Source organism: Clostridium peptidivorans (assembly GCF_900205925.1).
Lineage (GTDB): Bacteria > Bacillota > Clostridia > Clostridiales > Clostridiaceae > Clostridium_AK > Clostridium_AK peptidivorans.
In genome coordinates, this window is sequence record NZ_OAOD01000026.1 from 1 (window position 1) to 15548 (window position 15548).

Sequence of the window (15548 nt, forward strand, 5' to 3'; positions counted from 1 at the left end):
TATAACAATTATAGGTATCAGTGGGGACTAAACAAAATGACCCCTGTACAATACAGGGATCATCTCCTTAAAACCGCTTAGTCTTTTTTATTGTGTCCTTGACAAAGGGTACATTTTAACAACTTCTATCACTAGTCTTTAACTTTTTACTCATATCTTAATGCATCTATAGGATCCATTCGGGCTGCTTTTCTTGCAGGATATATTCCAAAAAAAATCCCCACTGCTGAAGAAAACAATATTGTGCTAAGCACAACTACCCAGGATATTTTAGGAACAATATTTGCAAAGGAACCTATTATATTTGCACCTATTACTCCCAAAAGCATTCCTATTATTCCGCCTACAACTGAAATTATCACAGATTCTGTTAAAAATTGAAGCAAAATTGTACCTGTGGTTGCCCCTATTGCCTTTCTTATACCTATCTCTCTAGTTCTTTCAGTAACTGATACAAGCATTATATTCATAACGCCAATGCCTCCAACCACAAGAGATATAGCAGCCACTGCGCCTATAAATGCAGTAAATATTCCTATTATCTTATTTATCTCCTCTAATTGTTTCATAAGTGCTTCCGCTTTATATATATCTCTTCCCTTGTTATTATGTCTACTTTCAAGAACACTTACGGCACTATTTCCTGCTGTTTCACTTAACTCTTTAGAAGTGGCACTTATAAGTACTGAATCTATTAAATTATCACTAGGATACAATTCTTGTACAAATGTTACTGGTGCCATAACCATAGCAGGTATATTTTCATCATCTCCTCCAAATATATCCATTTCACTTTTGATAACTCCTATGATTAAAGCTTGTTTAGGAGAATTTTTAGAACCAACTTTTATTGTTTTGCCGGCCACATCTTCGTATCCAAAAAGCTTTCTAGCTGTCCCTTCGTCAACTACAATTACCGACTTTCCTTCTATATACTCCCTTTCACTAAAAAACCTACCATATAATATTTCTAAGTTCCTAGCATATTGAAGTTCTTCATTGCCCCCAGTAATATATGCTCTTTTAGATTGCTTATTTGATGTTACTACTCCTTGTTTTTCCAGAGTAGGTGTTATGTATTTCACAGAAGGTATTTTATCTCTAATTTGATTTATATCTTTCATAGTTATGTAATCACTTTTATTTGCCTTCTGACCATCAACTCTTATACTTACAGATGTAGAACCTATCTTTTCAAATTCTCCTGTAATGGTACTTTGACCACCCTGGCCTAAAGAAACTATTGTAATTACGGAACTTATACCTATTATTATACCGAGCATTGTTAAAAGTGATCTAAGCTTATTAGACCTTATACTATCTAAAGCTATTTTAAAGTTTTCAATAAAACTCATTTTATTCTCTCCTCAAGTTCTGATCATACTATAAGCCTATTTTGTACAGCTTCATCAGATACTATTTCCCCATCTCTGAATCTTACAATTCTTTTTGTATATTTAGCTACATCTGGTTCATGGGTAACCATTATTATAGTAGATCCTTCATTGTTTAAATCTTGAAATATTTTAAGTATCTCAAAGGTAGATTTACTATCCAAATTTCCTGTAGGTTCGTCTGCCATAATAACAGAGGGATTATTAACTATTGCTCTTGCTATTGCCACTCTTTGCTTTTGCCCTCCTGATATTTCAGTTGGTTTATGTATAATTCTATCAGATAGTCCCACCCTTTCTAATGCATTAAGTGCCTTTTCTCTTCTTTCCTTTTTAGCAATTCCTGCATATACCATGGGCAGTTCCACATTTTCAAGTATTGTCATACGAGGAAGTAAATTAAAAGCTTGAAATACAAATCCCATTTCTGTATTTCTTATTTTAGCTAGTTCATTATCTTCCAAATTAGATATATTTTTATTGTTTAATATGTACACGCCACTATCCATTTTATCAAGGCAACCTAAAATATTCATAAAAGTGGACTTTCCTGAACCTGAAGGCCCCATAATGGATGTAAATTCCCCCTTATCTATGCTTAAATTTATTCCCTTTAAAGCTGTAAATTTAAGTGCTCCTGTATCATAGGTCTTATAGACATCCTTTACTTCAATTATCATACCGTTTCTCCTTATATCTCCTTAACTTTGGTCCCAGTTTTAAAACTTGCAGATGGATTTAATACAACTTTCTCTCCTTGAGATAATCCTGACTTGATTTCAGCTTCCATATCCGATTGAAACCCAAGCACTACTTCCTTTTCATTTAAAACTTTATTTTGCACTACATATACAAAATTTTTCCCACTTTTATCTGTTCTTATAGCTTCTGTTGGTATCTTTAATACGCCACTTACTTCTCCAAGCAATATATCTACATCTGCATCAAAATCTATCTTTAAATTTTCTGGACTTCCTAGGATATCTATATCACAATCTAAAGTTTTATTTCCAGTATCTACTGTGCCTACTCCCATAACGCTTTGGCCTTTGCTAGCCGAGGGGCTTATAAAAGATACCTTACCATTATATATTTTATCTCCATTTTTAATTATTGCTTCTTGCCCTAATTTAACCTTTAAGACATCATATTTTCCTAAAGAAACCACTGCTTTTAATAACTTTATATTTTCAAGAGTTGCTGCAGGTTGTGTTGGATTTCCCATGGAGCCTTGCGCTGCATTTAGTGAAGTTATAACTCCATCAAAATCAGATATTATTCCCTCCGAAGCAATGTTAAGCTTACTATATGCTGTGTTAAGTGCAGTTTTAGCTAATGCAACCGAATTATCTAAAAGCTGTAGTTTTTCATCAGATATGCTTTGAAAAGAATTCCTTTGCCCTCTTAGCGTTCCTAAAGTAATTTGATCTTGTGGATTTTTACTTTCTTCCAACCTTTGAATTTCCTCATCTATTTCTTTTCGCTTACTTTCTATCATTCCCCTTTGATTTAATGCATCTCTCTTTTGTAAAATGGCATTATCATATTGTATTTGAGCTTGCCTGACTTGAGCATTTATGTCTGTTGTATCATAATCTAAAATCTTTTCTCCTTTTTTCAAATTGCTTCCTCTCTTAACATAAACCCTATTTATTTTAAGTTGAGCTGCATAATAATCCTTACTTTCTTTTGATTTAATTACTGCAGTAGTTGACAGATACGACTTTATATTTCCTTTACTTACCCCTACTGTTTTTACTTCCTTAATCTTTGATTTAGCAATTCTCTGTCCTTGGAAATATATACCACCAACTAATAAAATCCCAATAATTAATAAAATAATTGCAGTTTTCTTTTTCATATTACTTCTCCCCTATATCAACTCTGCGTTTTTAAAATTTTATAATATAGTATTTGAAATAATAATGAAATTAATACCAATAAAAAAGAAGTTTGCTTCTTACAAACTTCTTTTTTTATCCTTATTATTGACTACTACTCCTTTAAAAAGTCCACTGCAAACTGTGCATACAGTGCTGCTCCTCTTTTTAAAACATCTTCATCTACCATAAATTTATCACTGTGATTAGAGTATATTGCTCCTATACTTTCATTTTTACATCCTAAAAATCCGTATACTCCAGGAACTACATCCATAAAGTATGCAAAATCTTCTGAGCCCATAAGTTTATCCGTTGATACTAAGCTTTCTTCTCCATATAACTTTATCGATACTTCCTTTGCTATTTCAGCAAGTTTTTCATCATTTATTACTGGTGATGGATAATATGAGTATTCAAGTTCTGCTTCTGCATCTAAGGCCTTGGCTGTATTTTGTATTATATCTCTTAAGTCCTTTTCTAAATGCTCCCTAAGCTCTTTCGAAAAAGTCCTTATAGTTCCTTCCATTTCAACTTTATCTGCAATTATATTAAATCTATTTCCGCCATGTATAGTTCCTATACTTATAACAAGAGGATTTAATGGGTTGTTTTTTCTGCTCACATAGGTTTGAAGATTCATTATTATTGAAGCTGCTGAAACCACTGCATCTTCCCCTAAATGCGGTGCAGAACCGTGGGCTGCCTTTCCTCTTACAGTTATTTTAAAGTTATCACAGGAAGCCATGCGTCCACCTGGCTCAAAATTTATCTTAGGAGCATCTAATGTTCCCCATATATGCATTCCAAATATGGCATCCACTCCTTCAAGGATTCCCTGTTCCACATAATACTCTGCAGCATGGCAAGTTTCTTCCGCTGCTTGAAATATAAACTTTATATTTCCATCTAGCTGATTTTTGATTTCTGTAAGTATTTTTACAGCCCCTAAAAGCATAGCAGTATGACAATCATGACCACAGGCATGCATATTCCCATTGGTGGATTTAAAAGATAGCTCTGTATGTTCTTCTATTGGCAGTGCATCTATATCTGCTCTTAAGGCTATGGTCTTTCCACCTTTTCCACTTTCTAAGTACGCCACTACCCCAGTTTTTCCTTCAAATCTTTCAGTCTTTAATCCCATATTTTTTAATTCGTTTTGGATTTTATCTGTTGTCCACTCTTCTTCCCAGCTTAACTCTGGATGCTGATGAAATTCTCTTCTCATGCTTATAATATAATCATTATATTTTTCTGCTAAAGCTTTAATATCCATTAAAAATCTCCCCTCTAATATATAAAAAATCCCTACTCTCTATTTATATTAGATGTAGGGATTAATTTATCCTATATATTTGATTATTTATATATTTTATGCTTCTATAGTTTCCTCATGTTTAAAATATGGATTCCTTTCTACAAGTCCTGTTAGCATTAAAGTTATAGCTCCATCTCCTGTAACGTTGCATGCTGTTCCAAAACTATCTTGGAGTGCAAATATAGTAAGTACTAATGCTATTGCAGAATCATTAAATCCAAGTATGCTTGTAATTAATCCTAGTGAAGCCATTACTGTTCCTCCAGGCACCCCTGGAGCACCTATTGCAAATATTCCAAGAAGTATAATAAACTGAATCATAGAACTTACAGGTGGCAGTGTTCCATATACTACCTTAGATACTGTCATTACAAAGAATACTTCAGTTAAAACCGATCCACAAAGATGAATATTTGCACAAAGTGGTACTGCAAAATCCACCATATCCTTTCTTAATACCTTTGATTTATGAGCACATTTAAGAGATACTGGTAAAGTGGCTGCACTAGACATAGTTCCTATAGCTGTTAAATACGCTGGTCCATAGTGTCTTATAACTTCTATTGGATTCTTTTTAGATATAGCTCCCCCTATAAGATATAGTAAAGCAAGCCAAATTAAATGTCCAACTATAACAATAAGTATAACTATCAAAAATATTGGTAGCTGCTTTGTAATTCCCCCTTCATAAGCAAGGGCTGCAAATGTGGTTCCAACAAAGAAAGGTAGTATTGGAATAACTATTCTGCTTACTATTGAAAGTGTAATATTTTGAAATTGGTCGAATAATTTTTCCACTAAATCTGAATTTGTCCATGCAGTTGCAAGTCCTATTATTATTGCTGTTACTAAAGCTGTCATGACAGTCATTATCGGTGGAATATCAAGCTTAAATAGTATTTCTGGAAGCTCTTTTAAACCTTCTGCGTTATTTGATATTGATAAATGTGGTATTATACTATATCCAGATATAGCTGAGAAAGTTGCTGCCCCTACAGATGATACGTATGAGATAGCCAATGCTGCACCTAACATCTTACTTGCATTACTTCTCATTTTAATAATTGCTGGTGAAATAAACCCAATTATAACTAAAGGAACGCAATAAAATATAATTTGGCCAAAAATATACTTTGCAGTCACTATAACAGTAATAACCCCCTTAGAAGCAGTAAGACCTACTATAAGTCCAATTATTACTCCTAAAAACAGCTTTACTATTAAGTTGTCCTTTAACTTACCCATTAACATATCCCCCTTGTTCTTATTATTTTTATATTAAGGTAAACTATTAATGAACAATATAATTTTATTATTTAAACACACTTTTTAACCATAACGTCTAATATAACACTATCAGTATGATCCATTCCCTCACTAGAAACTCTACCTAGATTTTGTATGGTTTTTTCTACTGATTCATCTAATATGCCGTTATTTGAAGGTATAACTACACCATTAAGTGCAAGTTCACTGGCATCCAAGGCAGAGGATACAGATATAGCAAGCTTATAGGCACATCCAATTTTTGCTCCATCACATATCATTCCGGTAAGACCTGCAATCATGTTGCTTATAGCACCTTCTATTTGTTTTGTATTGCCTCCAAAGAGATAAGTAAGTCCAGCGCTAGAACCTACCCCTGCTGCTACTCCACATCCACATACTGGGGTTAGAGAACCTGTATAGCTTTTAACAAATATAGTTACTAAATGGCTTAAAGTAATTGCTCTTATTATTTTTTCTTCTTCTATTCCCTTCTCTTGTCCTATAAATGCAATTGGAAGTATTGCCACAAGTCCGTGATTTCCTGAACCTGCACTACTCATTACAGGAAGTGGATATCCAGACATTCTAGCCTCAGATGCTGCTGCTGTTAGTGCCTTTGCTTTATTTTCTACTCCCTCTAATTTACTGTAAAATTTTGCAATACCAATTCCTGTTTCTCCTTTAAGTCCAATGTCCCCCATTGCCATGTTCATTTGAACTCCATCATTTATGAATTTTATTTCTTCATAATCTATTTCATTAACAAACATAATCAAATCTGAAATTGTAAATTCTCTTATCCTATCTCTTAAATTTGAAGTATCTTCCTTTTTTTCCTCATTAACATCTGACGCTTCTTCTTTTTCAAATAATATTTTTTCATTTCTTGATACACTTACCAAATTTAAATGAGTGTTTTTAATTTTTGCTGTGGAGGTATTGTTTATTCCCTTAGCTATAACTTCTATATATAGTCCCGAGATACCTTCTTTAAGATTTAATTTTATTATTTTTTCATTAACAATTTTAAATGCCTTTTGTATATCTTCATCAGATATTCCTTTAAGTGCTTCTAGTTTATATTCAGATTTTCCCATTATAAGTGAAAGTGCTGCTGCAAATATAATTCCCTTTTCCTTTGTTCCTGGTATTCCAACTTCCATACCATTTTTTAATATATTTCTATCTACTACAATTTCTAAAGATGTAACTTCTTCTCCAAGCGCTTCTTTAGCTACTGCCACAGCATAAGCCACCGCTCCTGGCTCAGTACATCCTAGAGCTGGTGTCACTTGATTTTTTAATATATTTAATAATAATTCTTTATTCATAAGACTTCCCCCTTTTATTTTTATCACTGTTTATTCTTATTAATATTTATTAGCAATAACCATGCCAATATCTGAAATGTCGTATTTTTATGCATTATGGCAAATTCTCTTCTGAAAATTCTCATATTTGATAAATATAAATATGTAAACGTATAAAGACTTGTGTTTATTTCTTATTTAATGTATTATCAGAAATGAGAACTATATTATCACTTCTGATAATATAGTTCTGTTATAATTTAATAGTTTTATTTAATATTTCAATAAGACTTTTAGTACAATAAAGAGGAGATATATTATGTTAAGTACCTTCCAAAAGGATTTGCAAGAAATTTGCGAAACCACTAAAGCCATAACTGGAATAGATATAACTATTGTAGATAAAAATCTTCAAAGACTATGTGGAACAGGAGAATTCAAAGAAAAAATAGGTGGATTTATTCCCCAAAATTCTGTTTATCATAAATCTTTACAAACTGGAAAAAATTTCTTCATTACAGAGCCAACTAAAGATTCCCTATGTCAGGGTTGCTATGCACAGGATACTTGCAGGGAACAAGCCGAACTTTGTATCCCTATAGTAGTTGATGAAAATATAGTTGGAATACTTGGAATGAGTATATTTAACCATGATATAAAAGGTTTATTTATAGATAAAAAGGATGATTACGAAGCCTTTGAAAATAGACTTAGTAACCTTATAGCTTCGAAAATACGTGAAAGACTTCTAGGAAGCATGGCTGAATATAAATTATCTGAATTTAATACCTTAATAGATTCTATAAAAAACGAAGGAATTATCACGGTAAATAATGAAGGGAAAATAATAACTGTAAATAAGTATCTAAAGGAAAAATATGATGATGTTTTTAAAAATTCATTAGATATAACCTCCTTGCTTCCTAAAAATGCAATAAAAAATTTAAAAGAAATGAATTTTAATGGTGAGATAGGCCCATTGCCTATAGGTAAAAATTACTTTATTATAAACTCTTCTCCTATACTTGTAAAAGATAAACGCGAGGGAGCTGTATTGTTATTTTCAGATTTTAATAAGATGCAAAAATCTGTTTTTAAAGTAACTGAAAATCCAAACATAACTACCTTTGAAGATATACTTGGAGAAAGTGAAAGCTTACTTAAAGCAAAGCTTCAAGCTATGCAAGTTGCTGAAAGTGATGTATCTGTACTTCTTTTAGGGGAAAGCGGTACAGGAAAAGAGGTTTTTGCAAGAGCTATCCACTGCTCTAGTAAACGCCGTGAAGATATATTCATGCCTATAAATTGTGGCGCCATTCCTGAAGCCTTAGTTGAAAGTGAACTTTTTGGATATGAGAAAGGCTCATTTACTGGTGGAAACCTTCACGGAAAACTTGGGAAGTTTGAAATAGCCAAAAATGGTACAGTATTTTTAGATGAACTTGGAGATCTTCCTCAAGATGCACAAGTAAAGCTCTTAAGGGTATTAGAAGAAAAGGAATTAATGAGAGTTGGAGGTCTCAAAACTATAAAAGTGAATCCAAGGATAATATCTGCTACCAATAAAGACTTATATAAATTAGTAACTGAAAATAACTTTAGAGAAGACTTATTTTATAGAATAAATGTAATTCCTATAAGAATACCTCCACTACGTGAAAGAGGATACGATATAATACTTTTAGCTAGATACTTTTTAAAGAAGTTTTGCTCCATTTATGAAAAGGATATAAAAGGCTTTACAAATGAATGTGAAAAAGCCCTGCTTTCATACTCTTTCCCAGGAAATATACGAGAACTTAAAAATCTCATAGAATATGGAGTTAATTTTACACGAGGTAGCAATATATCCTTAGATGTATTGGGGGTAAAACTGAAAAACAAGGATATAAAAATAGCTGAACCTTCCATGGATTTAAACCATATGGTAAAAGACTATCAAAAGTCATTAGTTTTAAATGCCCTAAGCATTTATGGAAATGACTTAAATGGAAAAAAAGCTGCTGCAAAAGCCTTAGGCATAAGCATGGCAACCCTTTATAGAATACTAGGAAACCAGTAGAATCTTTAAAGGAATTACCTCTTTTTTATAGAATATGTAAAATATAAACAATCTATTATTGTATAATTTAATTCTATAAAAGGCTAGGAGAAACTGCTATGAAATTGAAGAAATTTAAAGCGAGAGTAGTAAGTTTTATACTTGTCGAAATTACCCAAGCTGAACATATCTATGATACACAATGGGCTCAAACACGGTATTACGGAGAAGATAATCATATGTCTATTGGCTGGACTCCTGACTATGCATATGATTATAAGTGGATTTAATAATGAAAACAGTAAAAATCTTAGTAATAATTTTGTTTCCAATGTTTTTACTTTATTTATTAAATATTCTTATATTTAATAAATATCCTCTGTTTTTAGGAAGTTTTTGTGGTTCATCTATATATAGTAAAAGTTTGCTTGGGATAAACTCTTATGACAAAGTAGTAGATAATTTATTGGAAAAAGACAGAAAAAAATTGTCTTCCTCAGATTTTATAGATTTGCTAACAATTCTTTTTATAACTTGCTTATTTACTTTTTTAATATATTTGATATTTAATAATGGTGACTTAGGTTATCCTTTTTGGGCAACATCATTCATTTTTGCACTTATGTCACATTTTAAAATTCCTAAAAGATTTTTTTCTTAAAAAATCTAAGTATATAATGAATATGCTCCTACATACAAATAAAATCCAGCTAATTTTCCTTAGCTGGATTTTTATCTCAATTCATACCTATAACAGCTGATAACTATTCATATATACAGGCATATTGAGATTATTAAGTACATTTTCTAAAAGTACTCCTTCTCTTTCTGGATAATCAAATCCATAACTTGCCTTTATTGCTGAATTTACAAATTGAACTGCTCTATCTATAGCTACAGGAATACTTTCTCCATTTAAAAGACTCCCTACTATAACGCTGCTGAATATATCTCCTGTTCCTGGATAATGTGCAGGTATAAAGGCGCAGCTAACTTTCCAATATTTATCATGCCTTTTATCATAGGCAATTACACTTGTGAACTTTTCATCTCTATCCTCAGGCATACTTGTTCCTATAACTACTTCTGGCCCCATATCGGACAATTCCTTTAGCCATATCTTTAATTCTTCTGTACTTATATCTCTGTTATACTCCTTATCTAGAAGCAAAGCCATTTCAGTAAAATTTGGAGTTATTATTTGAGCCTTTTTAATAAGCTTTCTCATATTTTTTACCATCTCTTCATCCATGGTGCTATACAGTTCTCCATTGTCTGCAAGCACTGGATCAACTACTACTAATGTACCCTGTTTCTTAAATTTATCTATAAAATCTTCAACAATTTCTATTTGTCTACTAGAACCTAAAAACCCACTGTATATTGAATCAAATTCTAAGTTTAAGTCCTTCCAGTGTTTTATATATGCTTCCATAGTATCCGTTAAATCTACAAAAGTATAATCATTAAATCCACCGGTGTGAGTAGACAATATAGCTGTAGGAAGTGGACATACTTGAATTCTCATAGTAGACAATATAGGTATTATTGCTGTAAGAGAAGTTTTACCAAACCCTGACATATCATGAATAGCTGCTACCCTTTTAATGTGCTTTTCCATAGTATCCCGTCCTTTATATCAATCTAAAAGTTTTATAACCCTTATAGTTCACTACTTCTACCTTGCTATCTTCTTCTAAACCTTTTATTATATCTTCTATATTTTTAGCATTTCTATCAGTTAAAAAACTAATAATTTCATGTTGATTCATTGGATGCCTTTTTATTATATCAAGTATTGCCTTATAATCATCCTTTTCTTCACTATAAAAACTTCCTTCAGTTAAGGTATCTATTGCAATACCTTTAAGTATTTCCGATGCTTTTATCATTGTATCTTTAGATACTTGGCCTGCATATCCTTCTGCTGGAGGTCTTACAGGAGTATTTATATATAATCTATCATACCTTAAACCTTCTAAAAGAGTTCTAAGACTTCTTAAACTTTCTTCACTATCATTAAAGCCGTGTACTAGCATAACTTCTATCCACAATTGGCCCTTATATTCTCTACAAAACTGAGCTAATCCTTCATATATACCTTTAAAATTAATTTTTTTTATTGGTCTATTTACCTTCATAAATTCTTCTTCATCGCAAGCATCAAAGGTAGGAAGTACTATATCTGCTTTCATTAAGTCCGCTCTAACTTCTTCTAAGTCAAAAAGCCCTCCATTTGCAATAACTGCTACAGGCTTTTCAGTTAAAGTTTTAAGTTTATCAATAAGCTCTCCAAGTCTTGAATAAAGGGTAGGCTCTCCTTCTCCCACCACTGTTACCACATCAAAATTATTATTGTTTTTTATGTATTCTTTAAATTCTTCTATTATGCCATTAAGAGGAAAATATTCCTTTCTTTCATTGGTCATTTTATCCGTTCTACCTAATTGACAATATATACAGGAATAATTACAAGTTTTTTTAGGTATAGGACTTACCCCTAAGGACAATCCCATTCTTCTGGATGGTATAGGTCCAAATATATATTTATATTCTTTCATTAATTTAACCCCCGTGTTTCACGAAATAGTTTTATATTAAACTAATTTTTATTTAATTATTTCATATTTCTCTAAATATGGCAATTGTATCGATACTTAGTTATATAAAAAAAATAACAAGAATATTTAAATATCCTTGTTATTTTTTTATAATATTTTATTATCACGAGCTAACTTTAGTCATTATTTTTGCTAACCGCTTTTACATTTTTATAAATACTCTATTACCTTTTCACATTTCCAATCATTGATAATTCCTCGTAATAATCCACCACAACCTTGCCATTTTCATATTTAAGTATAGCTTTTGTAGATGGATACTTTTCACCATACTCTGAGTATCCTGACCAAGTAATATATAATTTGTTTCCTTGTATTTTTTTATCAATTATTTTGGATTTCCAAAGCTCAAAAGCCATGCCTGGCTGACCAATTACTATATAATACTTACTATTGACTTTTTCATAATACAAACTATTTATTAACTTACTGCTGTATTCCTTAGAAAAGGTTTGACTAAGTAAATTTATAAGTCCTTCCCTAGTAGAATACTCATCTTTAAGTTCATGATAGTAACTATTATTTATTATTACTTCATTATTTTGCTTTAAGATACCTTTATTAAGTCCCACTGCAGATTTTATTATAAAATCCCATCCATTTTGTACATAATTTCTTATTTCGCTTTCACTTAAAGAAGCCAATATCTCTGCAGGTCTTGCTTTATCTCCTACAGCATAACTGTATGCATCTTCACTTACACCACTTACTCCACCTAAGATAACCATTTCTTTTAAAGTATTATTATTTTGTTTTAAAAAGTCATCTGTAGTTTTGCCTGGATTATCATTTAAAAGTACTAATGGATTTTTATTTATTGCTGCAAGCATGGAACCTGAAAGTGCATCTGGGAAGTTTTCTCCTGAAGCTATTATGGATTTAGATAAATCTAGCTCATCCTTAAAATGATTTATTATATTTATATTGGTTTCATATCTATTATTACCATATAATCTTATAGCATTTGGGAGTTTGTTTTTAACAGCTTCCGTTATTACCCCAGGACCTCCTACTAGGTATACCTTATTTATATTATGATTTTTTATAAATTCCTCTGTTTCCTTAGGAATATTATCTTTATTTACTAAAAGTATAGGCATAGATTTCATAGCTGCAATAGGAGCTATAGATAATGCATCTGCAAATAGTGAGCTAGTTGTCACTACTACTTCAGAGTTTTTATCCATTTTTTCTGCTATTTTTATAGATGTTTCATATCTATCTTCACCGCTGATTCTTTCAACTTCTATGCTTAAAGATTTTATTTCATCCTCTACTTTTTTACTAATAGAGCCATTCTCGCCTATTATAAATACTTTTTTTACATTGAGCTTAATAAGCCTTTCTTTAACTTTAGAGCTTAATTTACCCTTACTTGTAAGTAATATTGGAGCATTATACTTCTTTGCTAAAGGAGAAGTACAAAGTGCATCTGGAAAATTTTCTCCCGATACTATAAATGCAACCTCAGTGTTACTTGTAAACCCTTTATCACATATCTTTGCTGAAGTTTCATATCTATCAGCTCCAAAAACTCTTTCCTTATTAACATTTGAAGCTAATGCCACTGATGTTAAAGAAATACTTAAAGCTAATGTTAATGTACATATTGCTTTTTTGTTCATATAGATTCCCCCTAAATTTTTTCAGTAGTATCTATATGAGTTTATGCCCAACTTATTTTTAAATATACCAAATAATTTTCATCAAATTAATTTATATCATACTAAATTAACATATAAATTTATGTTTATATTTATAATCCTATAAAATATTATAAATTTCTTTGTTCTATACTACTTTACTTCTTCCACTGGTCTTTCTTTATTACCCCAAACATAATCAAGAGCATTTTGACTTAATACAGCAGTTCCACCTAATATAAAAGTATCTTTTATATTCTCTTTGTTATTATTTATAAACTCATCTGTAAGATTGCCTGGTTTTTCACTTAAAAGCATTAATGGTGCTTTATTTACCGCTGCAAGTATTGAACCTGAAAGAGCATCTGGGAAATTTGCTCCTGAAGCTATTACAAGTTTTGATAAGTCTAATTCATCCTTGAAATTATTTATTACATTTATATTTGTCTCATATCTTGTATTTCCATATAATCTCGTAGCATTAGGCAATTTTCCCTTTACATTGTCACTTATTACCCCAGGACCCCCTATTAAATATACTTTACTTATATCATGATTTTTTATAAAATCATCAGTTTCCTTAGGTATTTCATTTTTGTCTACCAATAGTATAGGCATAGATTTCATTGCAGCAATAGGAGCAATGGATAATGCATCCGCAAAAGCAGAACTGGTTGTTACCACTATTTCCTTACTTGCACTCATGCTATTTGCTATTTTAGCCGAAGTTGCATATCTATTAAGTCCATATATTCTTTCAGTATATATATTTAAAGCTTGTATCTCTTCCACAACATCCTCGGATATAACACCAGTGCCTCCTACTACAAATACCTTTTTAGCATTAAGGCTTTGAAGTCTTACTTTAACTTTAGGATCCAACTTATTTTTTCCACTTAAAAGTATTGGTGCATTATATTTTTTAGCTAAAGGTGCTGTACATAATGCATCTGGGAAGTTTTCTCCTGATACTATAAACACAACTTCACTGCCCTTGGTAAATCCCTTTTCACTTATAGCAGCTGAAGTCTCGTATCTATTTAAGCCAAAAATTCTCTCTGTATTTACAGTAGCTGCAGCTACTATAGAGGATATTGAAAAACTCAATGTTAAAGCTAATGCACATATTGCTTTTTTATTCATGTATATTCCCGTCCTTTACTCATTTTATTCTTATACTTTATCTATTCTCTTTATACTATAAAATTCCTTGTAGTATTTGTAAAGAGATTTAAAAAAATCAAGAATATTTTTAGGACTTGTACTGTAATTACTATATGGTAAAATATTCATGAAGATCAGTTTTCATTTAAAGAGGTGTCTGTATGAAAAACAAATTACTTATTATATCACTCTTGCTAATTGGCGTTTTTATGACTTTTTGCTATAAGAATTCTATTTCATATAATGATATTAAAGATAATATAGTTCAATATCAAATCCCTAAAATGAAATATTTATTTAAAAAGCCTGTAGAAGTTGAAAAAGTGTATGTAAATAGCGATAAAGATACTGATGGAAAATTGGATTTAGAAGATGTGGTTGAAGGTGCACGGCTTGACGCTAAAAATAAGCCTATATATAAAAGTGTTTATTATCAAGGCGGCTATCCTCCAAACACTGAAGGAGTTTGCACCGATGTTGTATGGAGGGCGTTTAAAAATGCCGGATATAATTTAAAGGATATGGTAGATGAGGATATTAAGAATAATACAAAGCTTTATCCCAGAGTAAAAGGAAAGCCAGACCCAAATATCGATTTTAGACGTGTACCTAATTTACATGTATTCTTTATAAGACATGCTGAAAGTTTGACTTTGGAACTTAAACCTGGTGATGCTGAAAATTTAAAGCAGTGGCAAGGAGGCGATATATTAACCTTTGATAACCCTCAACACATTGCTATAGTTTCAGATAAGAGAAGAAAAGATGGAATTCCATTTATAATCCATAATTCAAGTCCTTATACCGCTGAAGCGGATGTTTTAGATTATTGGTATCCAAAAATAACTGGCCACTTTAGATACCCCAAAAAGTAGGGGTAGCCGGCAGACTTCCATCTAACCGGC

Annotated in this window: 15 protein-coding genes; 5 read left to right on the top strand and 10 right to left on the bottom strand. The window is 31.5% G+C overall.

What is annotated here, in order from left to right:
• On the top strand, window positions 1–81 hold an 81-nt coding region (locus tag CRN98_RS17515), incomplete at its 5' end, for an IS3 family transposase (protein ID WP_143331309.1).
• Between the two features lie 65 nt (window positions 82–146).
• Here the strand turns inward: CRN98_RS17515 and CRN98_RS15325 are convergent.
• The 6 genes from CRN98_RS15325 to CRN98_RS15350 all read right to left on the bottom strand — a co-directional run bounded on the left by CRN98_RS15325 (window position 147) and on the right by CRN98_RS15350 (window position 7195).
• Window positions 147–1355, bottom strand: coding sequence for an ABC transporter permease (locus tag CRN98_RS15325; protein WP_097028300.1), 1209 nt, complete (start codon window positions 1353–1355; stop codon window positions 147–149).
• Window positions 1356–1378: 23 nt separating this feature from the next.
• Window positions 1379–2071 (bottom strand): ABC transporter ATP-binding protein, encoded by a 693-nt coding sequence (locus CRN98_RS15330; protein ID WP_097028328.1) that lies wholly within the window; start codon window positions 2069–2071, stop codon window positions 1379–1381.
• 14 nt (window positions 2072–2085) lie between these two features.
• Window positions 2086–3255, bottom strand: a complete 1170-nt coding sequence (locus tag CRN98_RS15335) for an efflux RND transporter periplasmic adaptor subunit (protein ID WP_097028301.1) — start codon at window positions 3253–3255, stop codon at window positions 2086–2088.
• Window positions 3256–3389: 134 nt separating this feature from the next.
• Window positions 3390–4553, bottom strand: coding sequence for a M20 family metallopeptidase (locus CRN98_RS15340; protein WP_097028302.1), 1164 nt, complete (start codon window positions 4551–4553; stop codon window positions 3390–3392).
• Window positions 4554–4649: 96 nt separating this feature from the next.
• Window positions 4650–5840, bottom strand: coding sequence for a dicarboxylate/amino acid:cation symporter (locus CRN98_RS15345; RefSeq protein ID WP_097028303.1), 1191 nt, complete (start codon window positions 5838–5840; stop codon window positions 4650–4652).
• 71 nt (window positions 5841–5911) lie between these two features.
• Window positions 5912–7195, bottom strand: coding sequence for an L-cysteine desulfidase family protein (locus CRN98_RS15350; protein ID WP_097028304.1), 1284 nt, complete (start codon window positions 7193–7195; stop codon window positions 5912–5914).
• A 298-nt stretch (window positions 7196–7493) separates the two neighbouring features.
• On the opposite strand from CRN98_RS15350, the gene CRN98_RS15355 reads away from it, so the two are divergent.
• From CRN98_RS15355 to CRN98_RS15360, 3 genes are all read left to right on the top strand, one after another.
• Entirely contained in the window at window positions 7494–9236 is a 1743-nt protein-coding gene (locus CRN98_RS15355; RefSeq protein WP_097028305.1) for a sigma-54-dependent Fis family transcriptional regulator, read from the top strand.
• 98 nt (window positions 9237–9334) lie between these two features.
• Window positions 9335–9505, top strand: a complete 171-nt coding sequence (locus CRN98_RS17805; protein ID WP_179632195.1) for a hypothetical protein — start codon at window positions 9335–9337, stop codon at window positions 9503–9505.
• Window positions 9506–9507: 2 nt separating this feature from the next.
• On the top strand, window positions 9508–9876 hold the full coding sequence (locus tag CRN98_RS15360; RefSeq protein WP_097028306.1) for a hypothetical protein: 369 nt from the start codon (window positions 9508–9510) through the stop codon (window positions 9874–9876).
• An 87-nt stretch (window positions 9877–9963) separates the two neighbouring features.
• On the opposite strand, the gene CRN98_RS15365 is transcribed toward CRN98_RS15360, so the two are convergent.
• The 4 genes from CRN98_RS15365 to CRN98_RS15380 form a co-directional block, all read right to left on the bottom strand.
• Window positions 9964–10836: a pyridoxamine kinase gene (locus tag CRN98_RS15365; protein WP_097028307.1), complete on the bottom strand. Its 873-nt coding sequence runs from the start codon at window positions 10834–10836 to the stop codon at window positions 9964–9966.
• 13 nt (window positions 10837–10849) lie between these two features.
• Entirely contained in the window at window positions 10850–11776 is a 927-nt protein-coding gene (locus tag CRN98_RS15370) for a radical SAM protein (protein WP_097028308.1), read from the bottom strand.
• 224 nt (window positions 11777–12000) lie between these two features.
• Window positions 12001–13461 carry a cell wall-binding repeat-containing protein gene (locus tag CRN98_RS15375; RefSeq protein ID WP_097028309.1) on the bottom strand — a complete coding sequence of 487 codons (1461 nt, stop codon included), beginning with the start codon at window positions 13459–13461 and terminating at the stop codon, window positions 12001–12003.
• 171 nt (window positions 13462–13632) lie between these two features.
• Window positions 13633–14622 carry a cell wall-binding repeat-containing protein gene (locus CRN98_RS15380; RefSeq protein WP_097028310.1) on the bottom strand — a complete coding sequence of 330 codons (990 nt, stop codon included), beginning with the start codon at window positions 14620–14622 and terminating at the stop codon, window positions 13633–13635.
• A 182-nt stretch (window positions 14623–14804) separates the two neighbouring features.
• On the opposite strand from CRN98_RS15380, the gene CRN98_RS15385 reads away from it, so the two are divergent.
• Window positions 14805–15518: a DUF1287 domain-containing protein gene (locus CRN98_RS15385; RefSeq protein ID WP_097028311.1), complete on the top strand. Its 714-nt coding sequence runs from the start codon at window positions 14805–14807 to the stop codon at window positions 15516–15518.
• Window positions 15519–15548: the final 30 nt, after the last annotated feature.